This is a genomic window from Vibrio sp. DNB22_10_4 (genome assembly GCF_052879755.1).
On record NZ_JBNNXW010000006.1, the window covers coordinates 85,645 to 102,780 of the forward strand.

The window sequence follows — 17,136 nt, forward strand, 5'->3', positions numbered from 1 at the left end:
AGTCGTATTATGCATTGCCTTGAAGCGAGTATTCCGGAGAGACCATGAGCAACGAAGAAAACAAGGTAAATCAAGAAGAGCTAAACACCCAAGAAGCGGAAGCAAAACAGGAAGATGCAGAGGTGGTAGGTTCTGACGCTGACGTGGAATGGAACGAAGAATCCGAGCAAGACATTCAAGAAGCTAAGATTGCTCAACTAGAAGCGGCGCTACTGTCTAGCGAAGCGAAAGTGAAAGATCAGCAAGATTCTGTTCTACGCGCGAAAGCAGATATTGAAAACATGCGTCGTCGCACAGAGCAAGAAATTGATAAAGCTCGTAAGTACGCACTGAACAAGTTCGCTGAAGAACTTTTACCAGTGATTGATAACCTAGAGCGTGCTATCGCAGCCGCAGATGCTGAAAACGAAGCAGTAAAACCGATCGTTGAAGGTGTTGAAATGACGCATAAGACGTTTGTTGATGTGGTTGCTAAGTTTGGTCTAAAAGAGATCAACCCAGAAGGTGAAGCATTCAACCCTGAGCAGCACCAAGCAATGTCTATTCAGGAAAGTGCCGATCACGAGCCAAATACCGTCATGTTTGTTATGCAAAAGGGTTACGAGCTCAATGGCCGTGTTATCCGTCCTGCCATGGTAATGGTGTCAAAGTAGCAGATTATTTCTAGGGGTTGACACTAGAGGTTTATCCCAACGAATTTGCCTATTCTATAAAATGAAGCCTTATTGGCTTCATTTTTTTTGGTTTATTGTTCTAGTTTCTTCTAATAATTTAGAGTTATAAACTTTAAGAAATGGATAAGAAAATGTAAAATTTATGCTTTCATTTTGACTTCATATCTGTAATATCCCCTGAGCTTTCTATAAATAAGAAAGTAAATAACTATAAAAGTGCAGGGAATAAACACAACATTCTGGAGTTTTTGAATGAATAAATCACTATCCCAAAAGATCTTTGTAGGTCTATTTGCTGGCCTTTTGATTGGTACAGCGATTCAATACCTTTTCGCAGGTGTTAGCCTTTTTGACCAATATCTACTTGGTTTTGCAGAAGGCGTAGGCGGCATGTTCGTCTCTTTAATCAAACTACTCGTTGTACCATTGGTATACGTTTCTATCGTTTGCGGTATCGTAGAACTTAAAGACATCAACTCTTTCGGTCGCCTTGGCGGCAAAACCTTTGCGCTTTATATTCTTAATACAGTGATCGCGATTACTTTTGCACTTGCTATCGGTATGATCGTTCAGCCGGGTGCAGGCGCTAACCTAGGTGGCACAGTGGCTGAAGCTGTTGAGCTCACGTCAACCACGACACCTGATATCTTCTCAATGATCACCAACATTGTACCAAGCAACCCTATTCAGGCGTTTGCTAACGGTGACATGTTACAAATCATCTTTATGGCGATTCTGACTGGTCTGGCTATCCAAGCTCTGGATAAAAAAGGCGGCCCTGCTATCAACGCATTCAAAGTAGCGAATGACGTGATGATGAAGTTGATTGGTCTTGTAATGAGCCTAGCGCCTTACGGTGTATTCGCACTGATGATTCAACTTGGCGCAACGCTTGATGCCAACACATTAGCATCGGTAGCGGGTTATGTGGCACTGGTTGTGGGTATTCTTGTTCTGTGGATCTTTGTGGTTTACCCACTTATGGTTGGCGCAACGACGAAAATGACGCCAGCACAGTTTATTCGTGCGACACGTGAGCAGGTTCTGTTCTCGCTATCAACGGCAAGCTCTAACGCGACGATTCCAGTGACTATGCGTACTTTGACAGACAAGATTGGTGTGTCTAAATCTGTAGCAGGATTTGGTGTACCACTGGGTGCGACTATGAACATGGCAGGCGCGTCTATCTACATCGCGATTGCGGCTATCTTCATCGCTAATGCCTTCGGTCAGCCTATCCAAATGGGCGATCTGTTTACTCTAGGCTTTACGGTACTACTACTTTCAATTGGTGCTGGTGGTGTTCCAGGCGGCGGTGTGGTGATGATTGGTGTTATCCTTCACCAATTAGGCTTGCCACCAGAAGGTCTAGCAATTGTTGCTGCTGTTGACCGTATCAACGATATGTTCTGTACTAGCTCAAATGTTGTCGGTGATACTGCAGTGAACACGATTGTTGCTGGTAGCGAAGGTGAAATTGGTGAGCCAGCAGAGCAAGAAGCTGACGCAGTGCTTGCCCAGAGCCGTGCGTAATAAAAAATAGTTTCGCTAGATAAAAAACGGAGCCCATTATGGCTCCGTTTTTATTTTTCAAACAATTACAACGTCAGTCATTGGGTGTAAATGATGTTCAGATGCACAATGACAACAGAAAAAACTTAAACTTTTTTCACTTCTTCCCTTGAAAAGCATTTTGACGCCCTTATCTATGGGTCATACAGAAAACAAACCTATTGCGAGCGGACAGTTTTGTCGGCTCTCAGCCTCACACTGAGGCAGCAAACGAAACAATAGAATTATTCGGAGATAGCCTGATGGGTAAAATCATTGGTATTGACTTAGGTACTACTAACTCTTGTGTTGCGGTTTTAGACGGCGACAAACCACGCGTAATCGAAAATGCTGAAGGTGAGCGCACAACCGCATCGGTTATCGCTTACACAGACGGCGAAACGCTAGTAGGTCAACCTGCAAAACGTCAAGCAGTTACAAACCCAGAGAACACGCTATTTGCTATTAAGCGTCTTATCGGTCGTCGTTTTGAAGACGAAGAAGTTCAGCGTGACATCGAAATCATGCCTTACAAAATCGTTAAGGCTGACAACGGTGATGCATGGGTAGAAGCAAAAGGCCAGCAAATGGCTGCTCCTCAAGTATCTGCTGAAGTACTTAAGAAAATGAAGAAAACTGCAGAAGACTTCCTTGGTGAGGAAGTAACTGGCGCAGTTATCACAGTTCCTGCTTACTTTAATGATGCACAGCGTCAAGCAACGAAAGATGCTGGTCGTATTGCAGGTCTAGAAGTTAAACGTATCATCAACGAACCAACAGCAGCAGCACTTGCTTACGGTCTAGATAAGAAAGGCGGCGACCGCACTATCGCAGTTTACGACCTTGGTGGTGGTACATTCGATATCTCTATCATCGAGATTGATGAAGTTGAAGGCGAGAAAACATTTGAAGTTCTAGCAACTAACGGTGACACACACCTTGGTGGTGAAGACTTCGATAACCGCATGATCAACTACCTAGTTGAAGAGTTCCAGAAAGAGCAAGGTATCAACCTTAAGAACGACCCACTAGCAATGCAGCGTGTTAAAGAAGCAGCAGAAAAAGCGAAGATCGAGCTTTCTTCTACTTCTCAAACTGACGTAAACCTACCTTACGTAACTGCAGATGCAACTGGTCCTAAGCACATGAACGTAAAAGTGACTCGTGCGAAACTAGAATCTCTAGTTGAAGACCTAGTACAACGTTCTCTTGAGCCACTAAAAGTTGCTCTAGCTGATGCAGACCTATCAGTAAGCGACATCAACGATGTAATCCTAGTTGGTGGTCAAACTCGTATGCCTATGGTTCAAGCGAAAGTGGCTGAGTTCTTCGGTAAAGAAGCTCGCCGTGACGTGAACCCAGACGAAGCAGTAGCAATGGGTGCTGCGGTTCAAGGTGGTGTACTAGCGGGTGAAGTTAAAGACGTGCTTCTACTAGACGTTACTCCTCTGTCTCTAGGTATTGAGACTATGGGCGGCGTAATGACTAAGCTAGTTGAGAAGAACACAACTATCCCAACAAAAGCGAACCAAGTTTTCTCTACAGCAGAAGACAACCAGAACGCGGTAACTATCCACGTTCTTCAAGGTGAGCGTAAGCAAGCGATGTACAACAAGTCTCTAGGTCAATTCAACCTAGAAGGCATTCAAGCTGCACCTCGTGGTATGCCTCAAATCGAAGTTACTTTCGACCTAGATGCGGACGGTATCCTACACGTATCTGCGAAAGACAAGTCGACGGGTAAAGAGCAGAAGATCACTATCCAAGCGTCTGGCGGTCTGAGCGATGAAGACATCGAGAAAATGGTACAAGAAGCAGAAGCTAACAAAGAAGCGGACAAGAAGTTCGAAGAGCTAGCAGCTGCACGTAACCAAGCAGACCAAATGATTCACGGTACTCGTAAGCAAGTAGAAGAAGCTGGTGAAGCGCTACCTGCAGAAGAGAAAGAGAAGATCGAAGCGGCAATCACAGAGCTAGAAGAAGCTCGTAAAGGTGAAGACAAAGAAGCGATCGATGCGAAAGTTCAAGCGCTAATGGCAGCGGCTCAGAAGCTAATGGAAATCGCACAGCAACAAGCTCAAGCACAAGGTGCGGGCGCTGAAGCTGGCGAACAGCCTAAGCAAGACGACGATGTTGTTGATGCTGAGTTCGAAGAAGTAAAAGACGAGAAAAAATAATTTCTCGTCGCTATAAAGCCCAATCTCGGCGTCGGAAATGCTCATTTGCACTTTCTCTATGAAAACTATGCAAACTGCGCGTTTCCTCCTTGAGCTTGGACTTTATAGCTTAGAGAATTCAGTGAGCTGGGTTCTCGAAAAGTGATTGTTGCGGGCGTTTGGGGTAACCTTTACGCCCGCAAATTTGTAAACAGTGAGTTTACGAGAGTCATGTCGCTCTAGATAAGGACACCAATCTTTATCTAGAACGATACAATCCCCAAACAGCGTCGGGCTGTTTGTCGAAGTAATTGGTAACAAGCAATATGTCAAAACGTGATTTTTACGAAGTATTAGGCGTTGATCGTGACGCATCAGAGCGCGACATCAAGAAGGCGTATAAGCGTCTTGCGATGAAGTATCACCCAGATAGAAACCAAGGTGATGAAGCGGCTGCTGAGAAATTTAAAGAAGTAAAAGAAGCGTACGAGATCCTAACTGAGCCTCAAAAGAAAGCAGCGTACGACCAATACGGTCACGCAGCCTTTGAACAAGGCGGCATGGGTGGTGGCGGCTTCGGCGGCGCTGGTGCTGACTTCGGTGATATTTTCGGTGACGTATTCGGTGATATCTTTGGTGGCGGTCGTCGTGGCGGCGGTGGTCATCGTGCTCAGCGCGGTGCAGACTTGCGCTACAACATGGAGCTAACGCTAGAAGAAGCAGTTCGTGGTATTTCAAAAGAGATTGAAGTACCTACATTAGTAGAGTGTGATACTTGTGACGGCTCAGGCTCGAAGAAAGGTTCTTCACCACAAACCTGTGGCACCTGTCATGGTCATGGCCAAGTTCAAATGCGCCAAGGCTTCTTTGCAGTTCAGCAAACCTGTCCGACTTGTAGCGGTACCGGTAAAATTATTAAAGACCCATGTAACAGCTGTCATGGTCAAGGTCGCTTACAGAAGACTAAAACACTTAACGTTAAGATCCCAGCCGGTGTGGATACAGGCGATCGCATTCGTCTATCTGGCGAAGGTGAAGCGGGAGAGCATGGCGCACCAGCCGGTGACTTGTATGTTCAAGTCCATGTGAAAGAGCACCACATCTTTGAGCGTGAAGGCAACAACCTTTACTGTGAAGTGCCAGTAAGCTTTGCTCAAGCTGCATTGGGCGGTGAAGTTGAAGTTCCGACACTTGATGGTCGTGTAAGCCTTAAAGTGCCAGAAGAGACTCAAACTGGCCGTATGTTCCGCATGCGTGGCAAAGGCGTGAAAGGCGTTCGTGGCGGTGGCGTTGGTGACCTAATCGTGAAGCTTGTGGTTGAAACGCCAGTGAAACTGAGCGCTCGCCAGAAAGAACTCCTGCATGAATTTGAAGAGTCATGCGGTGGTGAAGCAGCGAATACGCATAAGCCAAAATCAGAGGGTTTCTTCAATGGTGTGAAGAAGTTCTTCGATGATTTAACCAGCTAAACGCTCGAAAACCTCAATTAAATCGGCCCGCGATAATGACAGTTATCGCGGGCCGATTGTTTTTCTAAAGGCTGATTTTGCACGCTCAGCTTTACCAGCATTCCAGTGGCGTCACATCACCATTGGACGTCAAACTCATGGTTTTATCCGCCCCAAGGCAGGTATCATCAGATTGGGTGGTCGTCGTTTGTGCGATGGCTTTAATGGTATAGGCGGCGCCAGCGCTGCTCACGACTTCAAATTGATAGCGGTTGACCTGAGATTCACACACAGTGCAACTTCCACCGGAAATAACAGACGCAAAGTTGTAGCCGCTACTATAAGTGCGTTCGAGCTCCAACTGCATTTCCAGTAAATCACCCAACGCGATCATTCGGTGACTTTCTCGCACCTGCTGCGTGTAGTTTGGGTAGGCAACGGAAGTCAGAATGCCGAGTATGGCTAACGTGATCAATAATTCGATCAACGTCAAACCTCTTTGTCTACTCCCGCCTTGTTTGCATTTCATTATTTTAAGTCAATCCAACCGACTATTTTAAAAGACTTTTCTAGTGTTCTCTGCTGCTAGGATTAACGCAAGTAGATAGGTTTGTTTGTTACCAGTTTCATAGGATTTTGGGAAATGGTTCGCGGCTTTACGTTTTTGGAATTGATCATCACAGTAGTGATCTCGGGTATTGTCCTTATGGCGATGGCACCGACGTTCACCGATGTCTCCAAATCAAACAAAGTTGAGCGGGCAGCACTTGAGCTTTATGGCGTTATTGTACAAACACAAGCCGAAGCGATATTACGTAACGAGCCATTGTGGTTGCACTTTGAAGGTTTACCCGATGGTGCATCTGATGGTAATTGGACTGCGGTGGTTGCCAACAAAGATAGCTTGTCTGACAGCAACGTAAAGCGGCTATTCACTATGTCAGGAGCGCCATTTGATGGCACAACCATTGAGCTCAATTTTAATGGCGAACAGCTCAAAATAGACCATATTACTGGTGCAGCGCGCGCGGCAGGCAACATCACGATTAAACCTTATCCACGTAGTGAAAAGCTCGCCAAGATTGTCAGTGACGCTGCTTCGGGGAGGGTGCGAGTTTGTCAAAGTGGCGGTGAATATGGGTTAGGAGGCTGCTAGGATGAAGCGTCAAAAAGGCATCACTATCATCGAAATGCTGGTGGCATCGACAGCAGGTATCATGGCTATTTCTCTGGTGGGTTCTTTGTACATATCGGTGCAAAACCATGCCTCCGATCGCTCTCAATTATTACTGCTAAATCAAGCTCTCGCCACGACGGCGCGCCGTATCCAAAATGACATGATCCGTGCGGGCTACAATGGCAAAGAAAGCAACAGCTGGGTGCCTTTTGGAGCGAGTACTACCATCTATGTGTCTCAGAGCGGGGCGGTGGCGCAGTATGCGTATCGAGATGATAGGGGAGAAGCGCCGATTGAGAACGTTGTATGGCAGTTCTCAGAAGAGGTTGGAAAGCTATCAATTTGCCGAGCTAAAACGAGCATTTCGACTGGAACTAAAGCGACGTCATTCTCCAGCTCAACAGGTTGTACGTCTATTTTTGAACCTAACCTTATAAAAGTAAATAATTTTTCTTTGGCGACTAATACGGTGGGAAGCCATAGTGCCACCCATCAATACGTCAATCTAACCATCGACGCGGAGCTTAGAGGAAATCCTAGTGTATTCAGTTCATTGACGCGACAGTTCATGGTGAGGAACGGCCAATGAAAAAGCAGCTAGGTGTCGTCACACTTATGATAACGGGTTTACTACTTGTAGTGGCCTTGATCGTTACGCTTGGGGCATACAAGACATCTCTTTATGAAATAAAACGTGCCCAAAATGAAGTAGAGGCGAGAAAAACTTACTGGGTCTTGGAAGGAGGTGTGGAATGTGGTTTAGCTCAGTTTATTCCTACACTATCTGTTCCTGCAGAACCAAAAACATGCGATAGCGCAATTAACATCACACCGAGCTTCGCAGTTGACGCAATAACAAAAGAAGTGGTTCTATCGGCAAAAATGAGTTCCCATGAAGTCAGTCGAAGATTTATTCCGTCTTCTAACAATTTAAAGCCAGGTGCTATTCAAAGTACTGGAAGCTTTGTTGTAAATAGCTCGGTAAATATCTCGACACCTGATCCTGGCGATAAATTGGAGGATGGACGTTGGGATTGTACGGCAGTTCGCTTCGGTGGTTCATTTAAAGCGAATGGCGCGATTACAAATAGTGGCGTTATACATGGCATTAGCCCTTACGAAGGCTTTGAGCATAACAATAAAGATTGTGCTGAGATGACGGTGGTCAGTGCCAACTGTTCGTCTGATACAGACCCTACCTGTTTGAAGCAAGACTTTAAAAAAGATACAGAGCTGGATGTTTTTAAAGATTTTTTTGGTGTCGATGCGAGCTATCATAATTCGATAAGAGATAGTGGTGAATTTACCGTGATTGAGCTGAAATCTGCATCCGAAAGCGCGGGCCCCAAGCAGTGTGGCTCTAAGATCATCAATAGCCTCAACACTGACAATTTAAAAATCTGGATCGAAGGTTCCTGCGTTATTTCATCTGATGAACTGGGTTCAATCAAAACCGCGCTAAACCCTGCAGGGGGCACTAAGAAAGCGATGACGTTAGTGGTTCATGAAGGCCTGCTAGCGCTACACGGAGCAACCGCAATAAATGGCGTGGTCTTTCACTTTAACCAAGATTTTTCTCCAACTAAATCGGCTTGGGATGCACTAGAGCTGGCAGACAGCGCGGTTGCTCACTTCCCCGAAGACTATGGATCCGCGGCTTACTATCAAGGCGGCAGTTTCAACATTTCTGGAGGGGTGTTCTTTGATTACCCGAAGGCCAGTCATGCTTCACTGTTCAGAGATTCATTGTCGTTTCATTACAACCGCGATGTGATTCGCGACGCGCAAGGTTCATCTTCACTATTCACCTGGAAAAAAGGAGCCTGGCGTGATTTCTAAACAGCGTGGTTTTAGTCTTGTAGAAGTCATGATTGCCATTTGCCTGGTTGGAATTGGGGCTCTTGGTTTAGTCAAGATGCAGGCTTATATTGAGCAGCGCTCCGATTTTGCTTATCACAGCATACAAGCGTTGGGGCTTGCGGAAGCGAAGTTCGAATGGTTTCGAACGCGCGGCGCCGATAGCGCACAGTCTGATATGCAAGTGGCAGATTTTGATACTGATATCATTGCTGGCTCTGAAAACCACCCTCCTTATATTGTGACCTGGAAAGTACCCAACGTCTCTATGGACGGCAATGTCAAAACGGTCCAAGTGGATGTTGATTGGATTGACCGACTAGGAGAGTCGCGACGTCTAAGTTTGAAAACTCAGATCTCGCGTTATAGCGAGTTTGACTAGTCGTGAAAGTGTCCTTTCATGTTGAGCGCGACTTGTTAATTATTTAAATACGCCTTCGTTTGTTAATCCTCTGAATCATAAGCCAATACAGAAACAAGCCTACCTATTCCGCTCCTCTGTAGCCCTTCTCCCCTTTAGATTGAGCTCAAATTATAAGCTATCTTTATATTATCGGGTATTTTGCGTGCTAGTTAGATAATTGTTTTGCAATTGTGCGTTTTAGTGTTGGTTAAATGTTATGTTAATCGACGTATTTTGCAAAATAAGTCTACAAATATGGAAAAAGTTCCGAATTATCTACTCTTTTCATCTTTTTTAAATAGAATGGTGTCGCAGATTTTATGTCACAGTGAAACTTGCCTTGAGATTCACAAATAACAACATCACACACACGGAGTTACCATGAGTAACCAATCGATTAATCAAGCGCCTGCTCCAAAGCCGACTGGAATGGATCGCTTTTTAAACTTTATTGAGAAAGCGGGTAACAAGATCCCAGATCCTGCTATCTTGTTTTTCTGGGCACTCGTTATTGTTTGGGTTGCATCAGCACTTTTATCTAATGTCAGTTTCGATCTGATTAACCCACGTACCGGCACACCTCTAGAAGTGACTAACCTTCTAACGGGTGAAGCACTAGCAAGCTTCCTTGCTAACATGGTAACGACGTTCACAGGCTTTGCGCCATTGGGTATCGTACTGGTTGCGATGCTAGGTGTTGGTGTAGCTGACTCTTCAGGCTTCATCACAACTGGCCTTAAGAAAATGCTGAACTTCACGCCTGCGAAACTGCTAACGCCAATGCTGATTCTTGTAGCGATCGTATCGCACACAGCGGCGGATGCAGGTTACGTTCTGGTTATTCCACTAGGAGGTATCATCTTCCACGCAGCGGGTCGTCACCCACTAGCGGGTATCGCAGCAGCATTTGCTGGTGTATCAGGTGGTTTCTCTGCAAACTTTATCCCTTCAGGTATCGACCCGCTACTAGCAGGTTTCACGCAAACATCTGCACAGGTTCTTGATCCTGCATACATCGTTAACCCACTAGCGAACATCTTCTTTACTGGTCTTTCTTCAGTGATTATCGTTGCTATCGGCTGGTATGTGACTGAGAAAATCATCGAACCACGCCTTGCTAACACTCCTGTTGATGAAGATGCTGAAGAAGCACCGGATCTAGGTACGTTCACAGAGACAGAATCTAAAGCGTTCCGCGCGGCAGGTTGGTCAATGATGGCGGGTATCGCACTGCTTGTTGCTGCTCTTATTCCAGAAACATCAGCACTGCGTTCTCCAGAAGGTGAGATCACTGCGTTCTCTGCACCAATCATGCAATCGATCGTTCCACTGATCTTCATCCTGTTTATCATCCCAGGCTACGTATACGGCCGTGTATCTGGCACGTTCAAGAGCAGCGACGATGTGATTAAAGCGATGGGTACGACAATGTCTACCATGGGCGCGTACATCGTAATGTCATTCTTCTGTGCACAGTTCCTATCTGCATTTGGTCAATCAAACATCGGTACTATGCTAGCGCTCTACGGTGCTGAAGGCCTGAAAGCGATGAACCTGCCAGGTCAGGCGACGATCGTTGGTATGATTCTACTGACTGCATTTGTTAACCTACTGGTTGGCTCTGCATCAGCGAAGTGGGCACTGATTGGTCCAATCCTAGTTCCAATGCTAATGGCGGTTGGTATCTCTCCTGAGCTATCTCAAGCGGCTTACCGTGTTGGTGACTCTGTATCGAACATCATCTCACCTCTAATGGTATTCTTCCCACTGGTTGTTGTTTACTGCCAACGCTACGTGAAGTCTACGGGTATCGGTACACTCGCTTCTCTAATGATGCCATTCTCAATCGCAATGCTGATTGGTTGGACTATCTTCTTGCTAGCTTACTGGGCTCTAGGTATTCCACTAGGTATCCAAGCACCTTACACTTACACTATGTAAGTTGAAGTAAGAGATTAAAAAAGCCCGCCAGGCAGATAGCCTAGGCGGGCTTTTTGTTTTCAGGTTCTGAGTTAGATTTTCGCTGTTTTTACTCGCTAGCTTTTTAAGAATCCAGCGTGAAAGCGCAAATGGTCATCGATAAAGCTTTGGATAAAGAAGTAACTATGATCGTAACCAGGCTGCATACGAAGTTTCACATCACTGCCTGAGCTCTCGGCTGCGGCAAGCAATAACTCTGGTTTGAGCTGCTCTTGCAAGAAGCCGTCATCTTCACCTTGATCGACCAGGATAGGCAGTGTGGCTTGTGCCGCTTGCAGTAGCTCAACACTGTCGTATTGTTTCCAGTCCTCGGTGTTGTTACCTAGATAATGGCTAAGCGCTTTTTGTCCCCAAGGGCAGTTCATCGGATTGCTAATTGGGCTAAACGCAGAGATAGAGCGGTAGCGTTCACTGTTCTTCAAACCAATGGTCAGTGCACCGTGCCCACCCATGCTATGTCCAGAGATAGAGCGAACGCTGGTGACCGGAAAATGCTCTTCGATCAGCATTGGCAGTTCATCGACGATGTAGCTGTACATCTGATAATGCTGATTCCAAGGCGCTTGAGTGGCATTAACATAGAAGCCAGCACCAAGTCCAAAATCGTAAGCACCTTCTGGATCGTCAGGTACACCTTCTCCACGAGGGCTGGTATCCGGTGCGACGATAGCAATACCAAGTTTGGCGGCTGCGCGAAACGCGCCCGCTTTCTGCATGAAGTTCTCATCGGTGCAGGTTAAACCAGATAGCCAATAAAGGACTGGAACTGGATTGTCGGCACTTGCCTCTGGTGGCAAGTAAATAGCAAAGCGCATTGAGCAATTGAGTACATTAGAACGGTGTTGGTATTGCTTGTGCCAACCACCAAACACTTTTGCTTGGCTAAGGTTTTCTATTGTCATTCTATTAACCTAAATGAAAATAGGGCTCTGTATGCCAGAGCCCTAAGTCAGAGTTTAGTAGTGGATTACGGTACGAATGCTCTCGCCTTTATGCATAAGGTCGAAGGCTTCGTTGATGTTCTCCAGAGGCATAGTGTGAGTGATGAACTCTTGTAGCCCAAACTCGCCCGCCATGTAGCGATTTACGATCTCTGGAAGTTCACTGCGGCCTTTAACGCCACCAAATGCACTACCACGCCATACGCGACCCGTTACAAGTTGGAATGGACGAGTGGAGATCTCTTGACCTGCACCTGCAACACCAATGATGACAGACTCACCCCAACCTTTATGGCAGCACTCAAGTGCTTGACGCATCACGTTGACGTTACCAATACACTCGAAAGAGTAATCAACACCACCGTCAGTCATCTCGATGATAACTTCTTGAATTGGCTTATCAAACTTCTGTGGGTTAATCACGTCCGTTGCGCCAAGTTGCTGAGCAAGCTCGAATTTGCTTTCGTTGATGTCTACACCAATGATTTTGCTTGCGCCAGCCATGCGAGCACCGATAATTGCAGACAAGCCGATGCCACCAAGACCGAAGATAGCGACGGTATCGCCTTTCTCAACTTTCGCTGTGTTTAGTACTGCACCCATACCGGTGGTTACGCCACAGCCAAGTAGACATACTTCTTCAAGTGGGGCTTCTTTGTTCACTTTAGCCAATGAAATCTCAGGCAGTACTGTGTACTCAGAGAACGTAGAGCAGCCCATGTAGTGGTAGATAGGTTGACCGTCTTTATAGAAGCGGGTCGTACCATCTGGCATCAAACCTTTACCTTGGGTTTCACGAACCGCTTGGCACAGGTTAGTTTTACCCGACTTACAGAATTTACATTCGCCACATTCAGCTGTGTATAGCGGGATAACGTGGTCGCCGACCTCAACGCTTGTGACGCCTTCACCAACCATTTCAACGATACCGCCACCTTCGTGACCAAGAATGCTTGGGAAGATGCCCTCTGGATCGTCGCCAGATAGAGTGAATGCATCAGTATGGCACACGCCAGTTGCAACGATCTTCACGAGTACTTCGCCAGCTTTTGGCAGCATGACATCGACTTCTTCCATTTTTAGTGGTTGGTTTGGACCCCAAGCGACAGCTGCACGTGATTTAATAAATTGTTCAGTCATGGTTTTTCCTTTTTCTTTTAAGGTCATGGTTTCAAGATCACGAATCTATATGTAAGAACACAAACGGCTAACCTACTAAGGTTAGTTCACTTCACCCCGTTTGCATCGGATGACAAGCAGTATATTTATTTCTTAAAAAATGATAATTACGTAATTTTGAAATACACTATTACTATTTTGTAATAGTTGGATTTGTTCATGGCAAACTGGGAAGGCATCAACGAGTTTGTTGCGGTTGTGGAGACGCAGAGCTTTACTGCCGCAGCGGAGCGGCTATCGACCTCGGTCGCAAACATCAGCCGAAGAGTTAATGCATTAGAAGATAAACTCGCAGTAAAGCTATTTGTGCGCACCACCAGAAAAGTCTCGGTCACAGAAGTTGGGGCGACGTACTATCAGCACTGTAAACCCTTAGTTGAGGGCTTGATGTTGGCTGAGCTAGCCATTACGCAACTGCAAGCAAGCCCCACTGGAAGAATTAAGATGACTGCGCCTGTGACCTTTGGTGAGCAGGTGCTTGCTCCGCTGATGCATCAGTTTTTACTGCAATATCCGCAAATCGAGCTGGATTTGGTGCTGTCGAATCAAAAGATGGATCTGGTCCAAGAGGGTTACGATCTCGCGGTGCGTTTGGGTAAGCTTGATGATTCGAGCATGATGGCTCGTAAGCTGCTCGACCGGCACATGTTTGTTTGCGTAAGTCCAAGTTACTTAGCGAAACATGGTGAGCCGCATACTTTGTCTGAGCTTAAACGACACCAGTGTCTTCGCGGTTCAACCAAATACTGGCGCTTTGAAGATAAAGGCACAGAACGACTGATCCATGTTGATGGCAGAGTGCAATGCAATAGTGGCTATGCGCTCGTCGATGCCGCGTTAAAAGGGTTGGGAATTGTCCAGCTTCCCGACTATTATGTGCAACCTTATTTAGAAACGGGTGAGCTGGTGGAAGTGTTGACCCCATATAGAGGTGACCAAGAGGGCATCTGGGCGCTCTATCCGCAAAATCGGATGCTAACCTCTAAAATAAGAACCCTGATTGACTATTTATCTGAAGCATTAAACTGAGAGCCTCATGACTGACAAGCCAACACCGCCCGCGATTTCGACATCTACCGAGTTTAGTGAACAAGACCATGCCTTTATGCGCCGTGCGATGGAGTTGGCCTCTCAAGCGGAAACTGAGGGAGAAGTCCCGGTTGGCGCATTACTGGTTAAAGACGGCGAGGTGGTAGCGGAAGGTTGGAACCAGTCGATAGGTGCGCACGATGCCAGTGCTCACGCAGAAATGCAGGTAATACGTAAAGCAGGTAAGGTGTTGGAAAACTATCGACTGCTTGATACTACGCTGTATGTCACCCTAGAGCCCTGCCCAATGTGTGCTGGCGCGCTTTTACATAGTCGCGTAAAACGAGTGGTGTTCGGTGCTCCCGATTTGAAAGCGGGCGCTGCAGGCACAGTATTAAACTTGTTTGAAAGCCAAGCGTCCTATCACTATGCAGATGTTGAATCTGGGTTACTTGAGCAAGAGTGTCGTCATCAGCTGCAAGCCTTTTTTAAACGACGCCGAAAAGAGATCAAAACGGCTAAGCAAGAGAAACGACAGCAGGAGCAGATAGGGAAGAAAACTGATTAATAACTGAAAGGGCAGTGAGGGGATATCTAGCAAACATCTGCGTGGCAGATGCTTGCTGTCTTTGCTTTGCAGCGTCTCTTCTACGAAGACAGTAGCTGCATAAACGAACGATGACGCCAAATAACTTTCTTCTTATTGTTTGCCATCATACGTCTGCGGCGGTTTGCGGCCACCGTCTTATTAAGGTGTTTAGCCTGGTTTCGTTTCTTCGCCAGCATAAAACAACCTCCTTTTACTACGGGTAAACCTCTCCGATCTAAATCCCTACGCACTGGGCGTATTCGATGTCCTTATTTGTGGAGCGTTGTCGGAGTCCCAAACACACGATTACCACTCAATAGGATAAGTAGTCAAAGCGTATGCAAGTGTTGGTTGGTACGGATGTACCTGCCAGGTGAGAGCGAATAATGCATCAGAACAATGGATTAAAACGAGGTATCAGTACGATGTTCTCGCTGCTCTCAAACAGTAATGTACGGCCTTGCTGGTCGGATTTCAAGTGTGCGAAAGCAGTTTGTTTCGCACACATTGACACGGGTATAGAAACTCTCAATAGTTAGCGACCCGTATTACCACCTACATTGGGTTTTACTAAGGTCTCGGCACCACTTAACGTGGAGTCCGAAGCAGAGACTGCACCTGATACAGGAGGCAGTGGCGGTATCACAATCAGTCCGTCGGTCGTCAATTCTTGCTCTGCTTGTTCGGCAAGCTGCTTGTCTACATGGCCAATGATACTTTGATAGTAGCGACGGATGTTTTCAACGTAGTTACGCGCTTCATCGCCACGCGCATAGCCATAGCGTGTTTGACTGTAGAATTTCTTCTGACGCAGCAGTGGCAGGCGATCTTTCACATCCGCCCAAGCATCTGGGTCGCCACCTTGACGTTTGGTCAGGCGTCTTGCATCCATCATATGACCAAAGCCAACATTGTAAGACGCCAGTGCAAACCAGATCTTTTCATGTTCAGTGATGGAGTCTGGCACGCGGTCAACGATACGTCTTAAGTACTCAACACCGCCACGGACAGACTGCTCTGGATCCAGACGATTGGTGACATTGACGCTTTTTGCGGTTGGCAGCGTCAGCATCATCATACCGCGTACTCCAGTAGGCGACTTGGCAATTGGATTCCAGTGCGACTCTTGGTAGGCCAATGCCGCAATCAAACGCCAGTCGAACTCTTTAGAGTACTTCTTAAACAGCGGTGACCATTTAGGTAGTTTGTTATCGAGAGCTCGAATGAATGCGCGCGTATCGACGTAATCGAATACGCCAATGTGACCGATATACTTCTCTTCTAAATTAGCCAGCTCGCCAGTTTGTTTAAGCTGGCCGAAGAACTCAATGAGCAGGGCATATAAGCTCTCATCTTCTGACTGACGCATATACCAAGAAATCGGTTGGTCTTCGGTCATCTCGAAAGCGAGCGCCAAATCAGGATAGATACGTTGTGATAGCGATAGCTCAACCGAATCCGCCATAGTAAAGCGCAGTTTACCTTCTGACACTTGCTTAAGCAGATCATTGACGTCTGCATTGGCATCGACGTAGTAGCGAATATCTGGATGCTGGCTGGCTACCGTGGCTAAGGTTTTTTCGAAATGTGAGTCTTTGACAATGGCAAACACCTCTTCGCCATCGGCTTTATCAATCAGCTCTTGTTGAGTATTCAGTAACTGCTTTAGGTTGCGCGGGCGCCACTGACCTTTTTTATACACCACTTGTTGGCTGACATAGTAGTAAGCAGGGCCTGCTCGAAAACTCTCAATACGCTCTGGCGACTGACTTAGGCCGGCAGCGATGATATCAATCTCGCCCTTTTGCAAAGCAGGAAATAGGCTCGCTTGGCGAAATGCGGGTTTCATTTCTAGCTTCACGCCCAACGCATCGGCAAATTGTCTTGCAAGCTCGTAATCCAGTCCGGTTGGACCGTCGGGGCCGATGTAGTAGGAGAGCTGGTTATTGAGAGTACCGACACGAAGTACACCGCGCTCTTTGATGTTTTCTAATTCACTCTTTGGATCAGAATCGATTTGACAGCCGGCCAAGCCAATAGTGAGCAGACAGGCAGACAGCAATTTTAACCAGCGGCGGTTAGGCCAACGAACAACAGATGGACTTTGCATTAATTCATAGATCTCACAACGTTAGTGCTGCCTTTATACCAA

Annotated in this window: 16 protein-coding genes; 11 read left to right on the plus strand and 5 right to left on the minus strand. The window is 46.5% G+C overall.

Annotated features, from left to right (window positions below):
* Positions 1–44: 44 nt before the first annotated feature.
* From grpE to dnaJ, 4 genes are all read left to right on the plus strand, one after another.
* Complete coding sequence (grpE, locus tag ACVA6Q_RS15480; RefSeq protein ID WP_353497978.1) at positions 45–653, plus strand: nucleotide exchange factor GrpE; 609 nt, start codon at positions 45–47, stop codon at positions 651–653.
* A gap of 273 nt (positions 654–926) precedes the next feature.
* Positions 927–2,207 (plus strand): dicarboxylate/amino acid:cation symporter, encoded by a 1,281-nt coding sequence (locus ACVA6Q_RS15485; protein ID WP_353497979.1) that lies wholly within the window; start codon positions 927–929, stop codon positions 2,205–2,207.
* A 281-nt stretch (positions 2,208–2,488) separates the two neighbouring features.
* Positions 2,489–4,402 (plus strand): molecular chaperone DnaK, encoded by a 1,914-nt coding sequence (gene dnaK / locus ACVA6Q_RS15490; protein WP_446648108.1) that lies wholly within the window; start codon positions 2,489–2,491, stop codon positions 4,400–4,402.
* 305 nt (positions 4,403–4,707) lie between these two features.
* The gene (gene dnaJ, locus ACVA6Q_RS15495; protein WP_429761257.1) at positions 4,708–5,850 is read left to right on the plus strand and encodes a molecular chaperone DnaJ; all 1,143 of its coding nucleotides are present in this window, start codon (positions 4,708–4,710) and stop codon (positions 5,848–5,850) included.
* 91 nt (positions 5,851–5,941) lie between these two features.
* Here dnaJ and ACVA6Q_RS15500 read toward each other — a convergent pair whose 3' ends face one another.
* Positions 5,942–6,358, minus strand: a complete 417-nt coding sequence (locus tag ACVA6Q_RS15500) for a type IV pilin protein (RefSeq protein ID WP_353497982.1) — start codon at positions 6,356–6,358, stop codon at positions 5,942–5,944.
* Between the two features lie 114 nt (positions 6,359–6,472).
* Here ACVA6Q_RS15500 and ACVA6Q_RS15505 point away from each other — a divergent pair, with 114 nt between their 5' ends.
* The 5 genes from ACVA6Q_RS15505 to ACVA6Q_RS15525 all read left to right on the plus strand — a co-directional run bounded on the left by ACVA6Q_RS15505 (position 6,473) and on the right by ACVA6Q_RS15525 (position 11,207).
* Positions 6,473–6,985 (plus strand): GspH/FimT family pseudopilin, encoded by a 513-nt coding sequence (locus tag ACVA6Q_RS15505; RefSeq protein ID WP_353497983.1) that lies wholly within the window; start codon positions 6,473–6,475, stop codon positions 6,983–6,985.
* Between the two features lies 1 nt (position 6,986).
* Positions 6,987–7,595: a PilW family protein gene (locus ACVA6Q_RS15510; protein ID WP_446648109.1), complete on the plus strand. Its 609-nt coding sequence runs from the start codon at positions 6,987–6,989 to the stop codon at positions 7,593–7,595.
* Complete coding sequence (locus tag ACVA6Q_RS15515) at positions 7,592–8,845, plus strand: hypothetical protein (RefSeq protein ID WP_446648110.1); 1,254 nt, start codon at positions 7,592–7,594, stop codon at positions 8,843–8,845. Before ACVA6Q_RS15510 ends, ACVA6Q_RS15515 begins: the two co-directional genes overlap by 4 nt.
* Complete coding sequence (locus tag ACVA6Q_RS15520; RefSeq protein ID WP_446648111.1) at positions 8,835–9,245, plus strand: type IV pilus modification PilV family protein; 411 nt, start codon at positions 8,835–8,837, stop codon at positions 9,243–9,245. The genes ACVA6Q_RS15515 and ACVA6Q_RS15520 overlap by 11 nt, the downstream gene beginning before the upstream one ends.
* 402 nt (positions 9,246–9,647) lie before the next feature.
* Positions 9,648–11,207: an AbgT family transporter gene (locus tag ACVA6Q_RS15525; RefSeq protein WP_446648112.1), complete on the plus strand. Its 1,560-nt coding sequence runs from the start codon at positions 9,648–9,650 to the stop codon at positions 11,205–11,207.
* Positions 11,208–11,302: 95 nt separating this feature from the next.
* Here the strand turns inward: ACVA6Q_RS15525 and fghA are convergent, their stop codons facing one another.
* Positions 11,303–12,148 (minus strand): S-formylglutathione hydrolase, encoded by an 846-nt coding sequence (gene fghA / locus ACVA6Q_RS15530; protein ID WP_446648113.1) that lies wholly within the window; start codon positions 12,146–12,148, stop codon positions 11,303–11,305.
* 54 nt (positions 12,149–12,202) lie between these two features.
* Positions 12,203–13,327 carry an S-(hydroxymethyl)glutathione dehydrogenase/class III alcohol dehydrogenase gene (locus tag ACVA6Q_RS15535; RefSeq protein ID WP_112461206.1) on the minus strand — a complete coding sequence of 375 codons (1,125 nt, stop codon included), beginning with the start codon at positions 13,325–13,327 and terminating at the stop codon, positions 12,203–12,205.
* 198 nt (positions 13,328–13,525) lie between these two features.
* On the opposite strand from ACVA6Q_RS15535, the gene ACVA6Q_RS15540 reads away from it, so the two are divergent.
* Positions 13,526–14,395, plus strand: coding sequence for a LysR family transcriptional regulator (locus ACVA6Q_RS15540; protein ID WP_446648114.1), 870 nt, complete (start codon positions 13,526–13,528; stop codon positions 14,393–14,395).
* Positions 14,396–14,402: 7 nt separating this feature from the next.
* A complete protein-coding gene (gene tadA / locus ACVA6Q_RS15545; RefSeq protein ID WP_446648115.1) occupies positions 14,403–14,963 on the plus strand; it encodes a tRNA adenosine(34) deaminase TadA in 561 nt (186 codons plus the stop codon).
* A gap of 80 nt (positions 14,964–15,043) precedes the next feature.
* Here tadA and ACVA6Q_RS15550 read toward each other — a convergent pair whose 3' ends face one another.
* Both ACVA6Q_RS15550 and mltF read right to left on the minus strand, forming a co-directional pair.
* Positions 15,044–15,181, minus strand: coding sequence for a hypothetical protein (locus ACVA6Q_RS15550; protein ID WP_156110205.1), 138 nt, complete (start codon positions 15,179–15,181; stop codon positions 15,044–15,046).
* A gap of 338 nt (positions 15,182–15,519) precedes the next feature.
* Positions 15,520–17,094 (minus strand): membrane-bound lytic murein transglycosylase MltF, encoded by a 1,575-nt coding sequence (gene mltF, locus ACVA6Q_RS15555; RefSeq protein WP_446648116.1) that lies wholly within the window; start codon positions 17,092–17,094, stop codon positions 15,520–15,522.
* Positions 17,095–17,136: the final 42 nt, after the last annotated feature.